Annotated in this window: 9 protein-coding genes; 4 read left to right on the forward strand and 5 right to left on the reverse strand. The window is 40.6% G+C overall.

Annotated features, from left to right (window positions below; genetic code table 11):
- Positions 1-392: 392 nt before the first annotated feature.
- Together RRG12_RS14760 and RRG12_RS14765 are read right to left on the reverse strand one after the other, a co-directional pair.
- Positions 393-893, reverse strand: coding sequence for a sterol desaturase family protein (locus tag RRG12_RS14760; RefSeq protein WP_069073737.1), 501 nt, complete (start codon positions 891-893; stop codon positions 393-395).
- Positions 894-2,008: 1,115 nt separating this feature from the next.
- The gene (locus RRG12_RS14765) at positions 2,009-2,188 is read right to left on the reverse strand and encodes a CopG family transcriptional regulator (RefSeq protein ID WP_069073736.1); all 180 of its coding nucleotides are present in this window, start codon (positions 2,186-2,188) and stop codon (positions 2,009-2,011) included.
- A 267-nt stretch (positions 2,189-2,455) separates the two neighbouring features.
- Between RRG12_RS14765 and RRG12_RS14770 the strand changes: the two genes are divergently transcribed.
- Together RRG12_RS14770 and RRG12_RS14775 are read left to right on the forward strand one after the other, a co-directional pair.
- Positions 2,456-2,596, forward strand: a complete 141-nt coding sequence (locus tag RRG12_RS14770; RefSeq protein ID WP_176727169.1) for a hypothetical protein — start codon at positions 2,456-2,458, stop codon at positions 2,594-2,596.
- A gap of 33 nt (positions 2,597-2,629) precedes the next feature.
- Positions 2,630-6,175 carry an NB-ARC domain-containing protein gene (locus tag RRG12_RS14775; protein WP_420759805.1) on the forward strand — a complete coding sequence of 1,182 codons (3,546 nt, stop codon included), beginning with the start codon at positions 2,630-2,632 and terminating at the stop codon, positions 6,173-6,175.
- Positions 6,176-6,236: 61 nt separating this feature from the next.
- Here RRG12_RS14775 and RRG12_RS14780 read toward each other — a convergent pair whose 3' ends face one another.
- From RRG12_RS14780 to RRG12_RS14790, 3 genes are all read right to left on the reverse strand, one after another.
- Positions 6,237-7,217, reverse strand: a complete 981-nt coding sequence (locus tag RRG12_RS14780) for an SGNH/GDSL hydrolase family protein (RefSeq protein WP_420759806.1) — start codon at positions 7,215-7,217, stop codon at positions 6,237-6,239.
- 62 nt (positions 7,218-7,279) lie between these two features.
- On the reverse strand, positions 7,280-8,392 hold the full coding sequence (locus RRG12_RS14785; protein WP_420759807.1) for a 3-oxoacyl-ACP synthase III family protein: 1,113 nt from the start codon (positions 8,390-8,392) through the stop codon (positions 7,280-7,282).
- Positions 8,393-8,412: 20 nt separating this feature from the next.
- The gene (locus tag RRG12_RS14790; protein WP_420759808.1) at positions 8,413-10,170 is read right to left on the reverse strand and encodes a ScyA-related TPP-binding enzyme; all 1,758 of its coding nucleotides are present in this window, start codon (positions 10,168-10,170) and stop codon (positions 8,413-8,415) included.
- Positions 10,171-10,787: 617 nt separating this feature from the next.
- On the opposite strand from RRG12_RS14790, the gene RRG12_RS14795 reads away from it, so the two are divergent.
- Together RRG12_RS14795 and RRG12_RS14800 are read left to right on the forward strand one after the other, a co-directional pair.
- Positions 10,788-11,492 (forward strand): haloacid dehalogenase type II, encoded by a 705-nt coding sequence (locus RRG12_RS14795; RefSeq protein ID WP_420759809.1) that lies wholly within the window; start codon positions 10,788-10,790, stop codon positions 11,490-11,492.
- A 255-nt stretch (positions 11,493-11,747) separates the two neighbouring features.
- Positions 11,748-12,617 (forward strand): DUF5895 domain-containing protein, encoded by an 870-nt coding sequence (locus RRG12_RS14800; RefSeq protein ID WP_069073730.1) that lies wholly within the window; start codon positions 11,748-11,750, stop codon positions 12,615-12,617.
- The last annotated feature ends 99 nt before the right edge of the window (positions 12,618-12,716 follow it).

A 12,716-nucleotide genomic window follows, 5' to 3' on the forward strand; every position in this document is an offset into this window, starting at 1 on the left:
AGAAATCAAAGCGGATTCCTATAGGACTCATATTTGATTTTTGAAAAAAACTCAGTACACCTTTATTCCTTCTTTCCAGTCCCCAGTCCCCAATCCCCAATCCCCAGTCCCTTACCTCTATGAGTCATTCATAAATCAAAGACGCTCGTTCGCGTAGCGTGTCGTAGACAAGACTCGCTACCGCTTCGCTATCAGATTGCTATATAGGTTTAAATTATAATCAATTAATCTTTCTTATTGCTACTACTCGGAAATTGGTAATCAGCTTTTTTTAGTATGTAGTTGAGCGCATTTTTGACACTGAAATAATCCCTTTTATTGTACCAAAAGAAGCTGCGATCGCAGCTTCTTTTGGTATTTTTAAAAAGTATTTAGGTACGTGGTAGCTTCAGTTAGATCCGAGAGTAGCGAAAACGAATTCTAAGCAGTCGAAGCCAACGTAACCACATTTGTGCAGGTTGTTCAAAGAAGGTGAAAATATCACCGAAACCTAAATTAGTTTTGTGATGATGTAACCAGTGTCTCTCAGGAGTAGTAATAAATAGAATTTGGCATAAAATATTTACAGGTTTTGGAGTTTGCCAACCCAGTACGCTTATGTGTCTCCACCATACATGAAACTGACCAAGTAGTAATCCAGAAATCACGCCAATGGGAGAGAAAGACCATAAGACTACTGCTATGAGTACATAAGGCAAAGCTCCCAAGATACCATCTAAAAGAACCTGGCGATTAAAAGTCAAAATAGCGTAGTGACGGAAATCCTTCTTCCAGGAGTGGTGCGTTTTTAAATGAAGGCTACCAAAAACGTGCTCGGGTACGTGGTAAAAGAATGTAGATAGAAAATCGCCAACAAACAGTAATAACCAAGCAACAGCGATAGCCTCAAGCATTTTTACTCCTCAAGAATAGTTAAGAAAACTCCACAGAAAATATGCAATGTCATGCTGTCAGCGTAGACACTTAGTTTTACGCTATGCCAGCAGCATGTGTGCATTTCATGTGTCTACGCTTCAGTTAATTTGGCTCAGAGTATATGTAATTGGGTTACTTGCAGTTTCATGAATCTCCAATCCTTAATGCAGTAAACAGCAACTTGCAAGAACCTCCAATTTGACTACTAGCTCTGGGTTAATGGTAAAAATACATCTAATACTCGATTGGAATACAGTATTTTACCATAGTTACTACACAATCTTCTTACTAAGACATACAGCGTAAGCAAAGGTTGAGTTAAAGTTAGTACAAATTTAGGTTAAGGACTTCTTCAATATTGTTATTTTTAAGTTAATTCCAATTAAGCTTCAATTATGAATTTAATCAGAATGATAGAAATGGGCATTATGAAAATGGATATTGAGTGATTTAAGTGAACTAAAGCGGGTTTAAATCAAATTAAGATGCAGCAGAATTTGGAGTAACTATAATTTCACCTTGGTTCATTCTCAATGTAGAAAACTTTGGTTTAATTAATGAAAGCTTTTGCAGATGAAAGCCTTAATGGATAAAGATTTTAGACTCAGTATATTTTCACCATTCAAGTTATATTCCTATACAAGTATTAGAATTTGGTTGAATTGGAGGTATTAAATTAACTGCTGATAATTGAGAGAGATGTCAGAATTTAGTGAAGGCGTGCTACGCCCGTAGTAAACGAGCGCAGCACGCCGAAAAAAGATGATATAATTACCTCTTATTGAGTTGCACAATAATGAGGAGTAAGAGACTGTTTCTTTGCTTTGGTGACTATCCTTTTTCTGTCGCCACTTTGGTCAAAGAGTAATTTATAACCCTTGTTTTTTAGTATTTTCGCAACAAACAACAGTATTGAAATAGCAAATATCTATTCGTAACTGTCTAATATATAGAGTCTAATCTATGATTACCACTCTGAAATTACTCTGGTCAAAGTAAAGTTGAAAACATTTGTCCAAATCTGCAATACTTTCTACTTTTAGCTATGACTCTTCTGGACTGAGGCTTTTCACCCTTGAGAGAAACAGTGAAGTCAAGGCAAGGCTTGAATGAGTTCCCGAATCACATCTATTGCTGGTCTGCCTGTCTGTTCACAATACTTTTCAAGGTTCTGAGCTTCATCTGATGTCAAGTTTAAAGTAATTCGCTTAAGCGCTCTTTTTTTACTGGAGGTTGCCAAACGGGGAAATTTAAGTGCAGCAGTTTTATTCATTGATTGATAGGCTAGATATATACAAACTTTCTTTATCAAGATTGCCAATTCCTAACTGTCTTTACCAGTGAAAATCGAGATTTTAAGATTGAACTTAAGCCTTACACCCCAAATAAATTACCGAAGAATTAAAGTATAAAAAAAACGAAGCATACGTAGTAGCTCTGCCATTACGCAAGTGCAAGAAGGTTGTGGCTAAAAAGATGATGTTAACAATGCTCTCACAGAGCAGATTGTTTATTGAATAAGCGGTGTGGAATTACCGAGATGAATAGATTGCCAAAGGTGGTTTTCATCTGTGAATATTTTGGTAATATACCTGCTTTAAATCCTTTGCAATATGAGATTATTCGTTTGTTATGGCTATCACCTCATATCTATAGCAACCTAGTAGATAATTCCTTTTAGTCAAAGGTGATTACACGAACAGTGAGTTAATACATGACTTTACAGAATTGGAGACGCAAGCGTGGCGTTGCACTTACTACCAAGGGTTTACAAAAAATTAAGGAAGCAAAGCATCAATCAGAAGCAAAGGAAAACTTTGGAAACAGGTACACTCTTGAAGAAATGAGTGCGCGCTCTGGGTTATATTCCGCTACCATCTCAAAAGTATTGAATCGGGAAGGTGGTGTTGACAAACAGACTATTGAGAAGCTTTTTTCAGCTTTTCAATTAAAAATAGATAAAAGTGATTATTCAAGCTCAAATACTCGTCTAAATTGGGGAGAAGCGATCTTTAACTCAGCTTTTTATGGACGTACAGAAGAACTTACTACCCTAGAGCAATGGATTCTCAATGAGCACTGCCAATTGGTGACACTATTGGGAATAGGAGGTATTGGTAAAACCGCACTGTCTGTAAGGCTTGCTCAAAAAATTCAGGACAACTTTGAGTATGTGATCTGGCGATCGCTACGAGAAGCTCCACCTGTTAAAATTATTCTAGGTAATCTAATCCAATTTTTATCCGACGAACAGGAAACAGAAGGTAACTTACCAGAAAGCTTTAGCGATCGGGTATCGAGACTACTCTATTATTTACAAAATTATCGCTGTTTAGTGATCCTTGATAATGCAGAATCAATTCTTCTTAGTGGTAGCCGCGCCGGACTTTATCGAGAAGGATATGAGGAATATGGTGAGCTTTTAAGACGGATAGGAGAAGCAACTCACCAAAGCTGCTTAGTACTCACTAGTCGTGAAAAACCTAAAGAAGTGGCATTCTTGGAAGGACAAGCACTACCAGTTCGCTCATTACTACTGAGTGGTTTGAAGATGCTCGAAGGGCAAGAAATCTTGAAACTCAAAGGGTTATCAGCAGCACAGGATGAATGGAAAGTAATGATTGAACGCTATGCAGGCAATCCTTTAGCCTTGAAGATAGTTGCTACAACCGTTCAAGATATCTTTAATGGTAATGTGACTGCCTTTTTGCAACAAGATACATCTGTTTTTGGAGACATTCGCGATATTTTAGAGCAGCAGTTTGAGCGCTTGTCAGATTTAGAAAAGGATATTATGTACTGGCTAGCGATTAATCGGGAGTCGATTACACTCTCAGAATTGCGAGATGATATTATATCACCAGTACCACAAGCGAAATTATTAGAGGCTCTGGAATCTTTAGGAAGGCGATCGCTAATCGATAAGGCTGTACCTACACTTACTGAAAAAACTGGATCACTTTTTACTCTCCAGCCTGTGGTTATGGAGTATGTGACTAGTAGCTTGATAGAACTCGTTTGTGAGGAGATTGTCACTCAGAATATTGATTTATTCACGAGCAAAGCTTTGATCAAAGCGACGGCAAAAGAATATGTTAGGGATACTCAAATTCGCTTTATCATCAAACCAGTTATAGATGGGCTGCTTACTGCTTTTAGAAGTAAAAAAAACCTAAAGTATCACTTAGCTCAAATTTTAGCAACCCTACGAGATATATCTCCTCTAGAACAAAGTTATACGGCAGGAAATGTCTTTAACTTGCTTTGTCATTTAGAAACTGATCTTAGAGGTTATGATTTTTCTTATTTAACTATTTGGCAAGCCGACTTGCAGAATGTAAAGTTGCATAATGCAAATTTTGCTCATGCCCATCTAGCTAAGTCTGTTTTTGTTGAAACCTTTGGTGGTATTTTTTCGGTAGCTTTTAGTCCTAATGGTAAACTTTTAGCTACTGGTGATACCAATGGAGAAATTCGTTTGTACGATGTTGCTAATAGTCAGCAACTTCTGACTTGTAAGGGTCATGCTGGTTGGGTTTGGTCAGTTACTTTTAGTTCCGATGATCAGGTTCTTGCCAGTGGCAGTAATGACCAAACAATAAAACTGTGGGATATCAGTACTGGTCAGTGTTTAAAAACTTTGGAGGGTCATAGTGGTGGGGTTCGTTCAGTCACTTTTAGTCCCGGCGGTCAGATTCTTGCTAGTGGTAGTGATGATCAAACAGTGAAGTTGTGGAATATCAGTACGGGAAAATGTCTGAAAACTTTACAGGAAAATGGTTGTAGTGTATGGTCTGTTGCCTTTAATCCAAAAGGTGATGTATTAGCAAGTGGAAATGATGACCATAAGGTAAGGCTGTGGGATATTAATAGCAGTTCATGTATTCACACCTTAGAGGGTCACACTCAACGGGTATACTCAGTCACTTTAAGCCCTGACGGTAATACACTAGCTAGCGCCAGCCATGACCAAACAGTTAAACTTTGGGACGCCAGTACTGGTAAATGTATTAAAACTTTGCAGGGGCATACAGACTTGGTACATTCAGTTACCTTCAGTGTAGATGGTAGCGCTCTTGTTAGTTGCGGTGATGACCAAACAGTTAGGGTATGGGATTTTGTGAGTGGTCAATGCCTTAAAACTCTACAAGGACACAAAAGTAGAGTATGGTCGTTAGCAATATGTATAAATCAAAACATTTGTGCTAGTAGCAGTGATGATCAAACGGTAAAATTATGGAATATCAGTACTGGTCGATGCATTAAGACTTTCCAGGGTTACAACAATGGGATATGGTCAGTTGCTGTCAGCCCAACCGATAATAATATTCTTGCCAGTGGTAGTAATGACCAAACAGTGACAGTGTGGGATGCTATTACTGGTAATTGTCTCAAAACTTTACAGGGACATGGTAGGAGAGTTACATCAGTTAGCTTTAGCCCTGATTCTCACTTCCTTGCTAGTGCTAGCGAAGACCAAACCGTAAGGTTATGGGATTTAAGTACTAGTAAATGCCTTAAAATATTAAAAGGACATAGTAATCGAGTTACATCAGTTACTTTTAGTGCCGACAGCTATTTTTTGGCCAGTGGTAGCGATGACCAAACAATAAGAATATGGGATATCACCACTGGTCAATGTCTCAATACTTTACGAGAACATAGTGGTAGAACATGGTCAGTTACCTTCAGTCCTAACAGTCATATATTAGCTAGTGGTAGTCATGACCAAACAGTGAAACTTTGGGATGTTCGCACTGGTAGAAGCCTTTATACTTTACAAGGCCATACCGAATGGGTTTGGACAGTTGCTTTTAGCCCAAATGGTGATACGTTAGCTAGCGGTAGCGGAGACCAAACGATTAAACTCTGGGATATCAGCACTGGTCAATGTCTTAGAAGTTTGCAAGACCATACAAATACTGTATATTCAGTTGCTTTTAGTTCGGATGGTCGTATACTGGCGAGTGGTAGTGGAGACCAAACAGTTAAGCTTTGGGACGTTAACACAGGTAGGTGTTTAAGAACTTTATTAGGACATACTAGATGGGTTTGGTCAGTTACCTTTAGTTCCGATGATCAGACTGTGGTCAGTTGTAGTGAAGATGAGACAATTAAAATTTGGGATGTACAAACAGGTGAATGTTTGAAAACTTTGAAAAGTAAAAATCCTTACGAAGGAATGAATATCACTAGCATAAGTGGGTTAACTGAGTCTCAGAAGGATACTTTAAAAACTTTAGGAGCAGTAGAGTATTAAATTAAGACTTAATATTAGAGTTATAATACAGAGTCAAGCCAGCTTGCTAACAACTGCTAATTCAATTAGTTATTTTGCTTTTCAATAGCGAAACTGCACCTAAAATGCTGTATCCTAGCATCCCTAATTCAAGAGATGGTTCGGGTACTGGTACTGGCTTAAGTGCTGAGAATGCTAATTCTCCAATTATCTGATGAGCAGAAGTTGTAGGATGCACTTCGTCCCAAAACAAAAATTCTTCAGGGTTACAGAAAACTTGTTGTGTGGGAACATCTATAGGTACTACTGATAAGTCTTTGCTAATACAAGAGTTAGTAACGTTTGTAAAACCGAATTTCTCTGGAGCAGTAACGATCCTATTAAATAGGGAATTAAGATTCAGTTCTATAATGTTGATATTGGGACTTAATTGTTGACTCAAAACTTGGAGTTCTGTATTCAACCTAGAGTTATGGTCACTGCTAAGTGTGCTAAATAAGTTTGAACGTTGACTAGTGAAATTTGCAAACGGTGATTTTCCCAAATCTGGTAAGTTGACGACCATGATATCTCTAGCGCCATCAGCAACAAGTGATGTCAAAGCTGTTGATAAATTTGCTACTGTATTGCTAGGATTTGGCTCACGATCGAAAAAGTAACTTAGGTAGTCATTAGTACCAGCCCAAATAATATATAGAGCATTAGGATCGGCAGTTTCTGCTGCTACAAAGTTATTTATTTGTTGCTGCAATCCTGGTAAAGTAGCTAAACCAATATTTTCATTTCCTGTAGTCGCACCACCAAAAGCAAAGTTATTTTTCAGATTTAATGTTAATCCTAAATCAGAGGCAAGATAATCAACCCAATTTGGGCCATTAGAAAAACGCCCATTATAGTATGTTGGACTTGGTGGAATAATTTCATTAGTGGCATTAAATACATTACCGCTATCAGAAAAACTGTCTCCAAAGACATAAATGTTGTCATAATCTTTTGCTAATACTTTGAGTGGAGATATCAAAGATAAAAGCAACAACCCTGTTGTTATAATTTGTCTTTGCATAGTTAATTCTTTAGTCTAATTTCAAACTTGTAAAGATGCCCTAAAAAGAATCTTGCTCCTTTCTAGAGAGCTTTTTTGGCTAATTTAAAACTTTCAAGAGGGTGAGGGGCTAACACCACATTACCCCAGCGCATTACGCTTGCAGAAGCAACACCTGCTGCACCAGAACCATAAATGAGAACTAAGTCATTTTCGTGAATCTTACCCAAGTGTGCAGCATGGTACAGATTGGCCACAGTCAGTACTGGTCCTATATTTGCATATATGGGGTAGAGATTGATCGTGCGTTCTGGATCAATACCGAGTAGCCGCGTGCAGAAGCGTGTCATCCAAGCAGTAGGGGTATTGAAAAGAAAAAAGTCTATTTGCTCCAAGGTTACACCAGCAGATGCGATCGCACCCTCACAACATATAGAAAGAAAGTCCGCAGCTGTTTCGCGTAGAGCCTTCGCACCCTTACCAGTCTGCATACGGACTCGTGAATTTCCTTGTTCATCCTTTGTCAGTTCAGCAGATACGACCTCACATAGCGCACCTGTATGAACTGTCTTAGTACCAAGAATACCCTGATTTTCTTCCAGTAAACTGACTACAAAGGCTCCAGCACCATCACCTAGAAACCAAGACACAGTATCTTGCTCGTCAAAAACGCGAGAATACGAACATGAAATAACTACCAGTACATTACGATACTCTCCCGCTCGTACCAAAGCAGAGGCAGTTTGAAGTACAACTGGTGTACTCCCACAGGTTGCATCAAGATTCCATGCAGCACCCAGAAGACCGAGTTTACGGGCAAGAAAGGCGGCATTGCCAAATCCAATTTGTTCAGGCCAAACTGAGGCCACAATCATCAAATCAATATCATTAACAGAAAGTTTGGCTGCATTCAAGGCATCTGTTGCTGCGTGATACTCCAAGGTTAAGGAAGACTCGTCATGACTCAGCACCCAGCGCTCAATAGTACCACGAAAGGGATCTGAGAGATAAGGCAACATTTCCATATCAAATTCGTTAGCTGGAGGGGTTCCAGTCAGCGAAAACATCCTTGCCAATCCTTTTTGTTCAGCCTGAGCTATTAGGTCAGGGTACTTTTCTACGTAATAGTTATTGGTACGTCTAATAGTTGGAAAACTTAGTGCAATTGAGCAAATACCTACTGGGGAATGCACCATATAAAAAATTTTCTCTTATCTTAATAGTTGGTAGCACCCTGTGAAATTAGGCTTTGATTGCGACTGTGAGCCGGTGCTATTTGCGTGGGATCTATGATTACATCAACCACAAATGGCCCAGTGGCTGCGATCGCTTTTTCTAACGCTGCTTGGATCTCGCACTCACTTTGAACACGGATACCATCGGCTCCCATCCCGTGAGCAATCTTGACGAAATTCGCTTGGGGAATCGTTGCATCCACGTCCTTGAAACCTACATACATCATTCCCTGTTCGCACATATTGTAACGCCCGTCGTTGAGTACAATCCAGACGGCAGGAATTTGGTAGGCTACCGCAGTGTTTACCTCGCTGTTCATGAGCATAGCACCATCTCCAACAATGGCAACGGCTTTACCTCCACGTGCTAGCGCAGCGCCAACGATACCAGTACAAGTATGTCCCATAGCCGAGAACCCTGTGCTGGCGCGAAAAAGTCCCGGTTTTGCAAATTGCAGGAAGTTAATTGCCCAAGCAAATGAGTTTCCACCCTCAGCCAATACCAATGCATCACTTCCTTCAACGATTACCTGTTGAATCTCATTCATCAATATATTAGGTAGAACTAGATCACTAGTACGTGGATGAATTACATTATGTATCGGTCTCGGTAGAGACAGGGCTGTTAACATACTAAGACTCTCTGGAAAGTATCTCAACAGAGCCTTTACAAAAAGTCTCACATCGGAGTGGATAGCTAACGTCTCAACAGATGGATATGCACTTCCTGGAACTTTGGGGTCGATGTCAACATGCAAAAAGCCTTGTCTGGGAATCATCTCAGGATTCCAGAATGAGGTAAACTCACCAAGACGTGTTCCTAGTACTAGGATGTGCCTTGGACGTTGCTCCCTCATGTACCTGAAAACAGATTCATGCCCACCGAAGCCGGTAACGCCTACAAACTGAGGATGATCCTCTGGAAAAATACCCTTAGCTCGTGGTGAACACATTACGGCAGCCCCTGTTCTCTCAGCAAGCTGGCGAATCTCTTTTGCAGCACCCCGTGCCCCGAAGCCCACCCAGATTGCAAACGGCTCCTCAGAGAGTAAGCGAACACATTCAGCTATCTTCTCCTCACTTGCTGTTGCCACAGCTTGAGACAGAGTTACTCGTGGCAATGATGTCTTTACTGAACTTGTCTGAATATTTGTAGGAATACTTATATGAGTTACGAATCCTCCTGGTTGCCCTAGACCAAGAGCAATTCTTCGAGCAACCTCTGGAAGTTCATCGCTGGATTCGAGGGTTGTCGCATAATGGAATATCGTCCCCGAAGTAAAAATCCCTTCGCTAGGCATAGTGTAAGTGCTAGTTTCTTGACAAGCCCATCGACCACGCTGTGGTGAAGAGGTCGAAGCTGATACGAAAATTACCTTAGCTCCCTCCCAACGGGCAGCTAACAATCCTGTCAAAGCGTTGGTGATCCCCGGCCCTGTGGTAGTGAATACCACAACCGGGCGATCGCTAGCAAAATATGCCTCAATGGCTGCAAAAGCTGCTCCAGCTTCATGCCGAAAGTGCAACACCTGGATGGAACTTTGATGTAATGCAGCCCACACTGGAGCGATCGCACCTCCCGAAACACCAAAGGCATACTGCACTCCCATATCTCCCAGGATTTTTACCACTGCCTCTGCTACCGAAAAAGCTACGGTTGGCTTGCTATCAAATAGCTGTTTAGTTGAATTTAATTTTTCAGTGGTATTCGCTTGTGTATCCTGAAATTTAATATCCATACAAACTATACTTAGGAATAATTTCCTCTGTGGGATAACATTATCCCACACTGAAAGCAGTCCGGTGTAAATATTCGTCGTTATAAATTTATAAATAACGTAGCAAGCAGCTATGCTGAAAGCAAGAAAATAAAGGGTTTTAGCCTACTTTATCTTTAATTGAGATACCTTAATTTTATTGTGCCAATCTATCTGCTTATCTTCACACAGTTTGGTACTTTATCAAGGAAGGCAGAGGGCAGCTATGCAGGAGGCTCAGTTGGAATACTGTTTTCTGCTCTGGAGCCAGTGACCAAACCGAACTTGGGTTTAAGATCCCACCAAATTTTATTGTTTCGTGGCCCCAATTAAGTACGGTGTTGAATCCCCTACAAAACATTGAACCTTCTCCTTTCTGCCCGACGCTCGCGGACTCGCTAACGCTGCGCTATCTGCCTCCTGCCTTCTTCAATGTCTACCTACTTCAACTCTGCTTTGATACCGAAGAAATGTTTAGAGACTTTAAGAGTAGCAAATGTGGCAATGCCTGCGGCGGGCTGTGCTAATACAAATGGGTTAACCCATGTTTTGGTTTATGAAAACTGAACACCATTGATCAACCCCTAGAGTATAAAAAGGTGATTGAATTAAATCAGTATAAGACTTTAACTTTCGATTGTTATGGAACCTTGATTGATTGGGAAAATGGTATTTTAGGGGTGCTAAAGCCACTTCTGCTGGTACATAACACTAATCTGGATGACGAAGAAATTATCAAAATTTTTGCGGAATTTGAAGCAGAACTGGAAACAGGAGAATATCTCAAATATCGAGAAGTTTTAAAGAGAGTAGTCCAGAAATTTGGTGAGCGATTTGGCTTTGAGCCAACTACTGACGAACTAAATTCACTGGCTGATTCGATTCAGCATTGGCTGCCTTTCCCCGATACAGTTGAGGCACTTAGAGCTTTAAGCCAAAAGTTTAAGTTGGTAATTATCTCAAATGTAGATGACGATCTCTTTGCTTTCTCGGCGAAGCACTTACAGGTGGAATTTGACCAGATAATCACAGCGGAACAGGCAAAAAGCTATAAGCCCTCCTTAAACAACTTCAGACTGGCTATTCAAAGAATTAATTTGCCGCTAGAGCAGATATTACACGTTGCTGCTAGCGTATATCACGATATCGTTACAGCCAAATCTCTGGGACTATCAACAGTTTGGGTAAACCGTCGAGCAGACAAAAGCGGAAATATCACCACATATCTGCAAATAAGTCAACCTAACCTAGAAGTGCCTGATTTAAAGACTCTCGCTGCTATGAGTTCACCGAATCCCCAGTGAGTAATAAGTGCTAGATACTCAGTACTGTTTCGATGAGGATATGTTGTTACAAAACGAAACAGGAATTGCAACATAGATTGATTCTGCCTTAATCTGGAAAAACTACTACACCAGTTTGACGGCACTTTCGCCCTTCTTTTGAGAGCGACGCGCAAGGGACGGGTAACGCTCGTACCAACGCTCTGCTTCTGGTTCTCCAGGATCAGCGCCTTGCCGATAAACTTGTTCAATAAAACACTTTGATAGCCTAAAACGATGAAAGCATCTGCTAATTTCGACTTTGAAGACGAGAAATTTAATGCACCGCCTTCTCAAGTCATCCCTTGGTGTCAGATGATTAATCCTCGGTATGGCACAGATGGGATGCAATCCCACGGTTTGGCGATTAAGCTAGATAATGCTAATGCTGTCGGCTTTGTGCCAGATGATAATTGGCAGCAGGTAGAGCATGAATTTAGTTCTGGAGTCGAAACAGTCTTTATTACCACTACTCCAAACTTGGTGTTAGTGCGTCGGGGCCCATTGTCTGTTAAAGACCGGGAAAGTGGTCTAAAACTGGGTACGCTCAAAGAGAATTATGATGCTTTTTTAGCCGACAAACTTAAATTTAAAACCTTTACTCGCTATCTAATTTTTATAGTGGGTGAGAATAAAAAGTTTTTACATGAATCACCACTACAACTAACTCTTAATGGTGCCGCCGGAGCGAGTTTCAGCAAAACCTACTGTGAATATCAACAAGGCAAAGTAGTTAGTGGATTCGTTGCTGAACTCGAAAAAGCTTATGCCGTCTACCGCAAGCAACCTTTGACACCAAAAGGCCCTTTGTTCCACGCCCACGGTATTTTTTGCCCGATAATTGAGTGTGAAGAAAGAGGTATTGAACCAAATACGGTTCTGGTAGCTTCAACTGTGGATTACAAACATCCCACGGTAGGAACTTTAACACAATACTTAATTGCTTCTGATTCTCTGGAGTCTGCAATGATTTGTAAGACTTTTGAAGAATACAAAGATTTTGGAAAGGAACCTGTAAAATCAGAAACGCCTAAATTGGCAATGGCAGGAGTTTCCAACTCTTACGTTTATGCTGATGAAGATGATTTTGCTTATCCGCCGTATTAGGTGGGAGTGGGGAGTGGGGAGTGGGGACTGGGGACTGGGGACTGGGGACTGGGGAAGAAGGAAGGGAGCAGGGAGCAGGGGGAGCAGGGGGAGATGAGG

Source organism: Nostoc sp. CALU 546 (assembly GCF_048836525.1).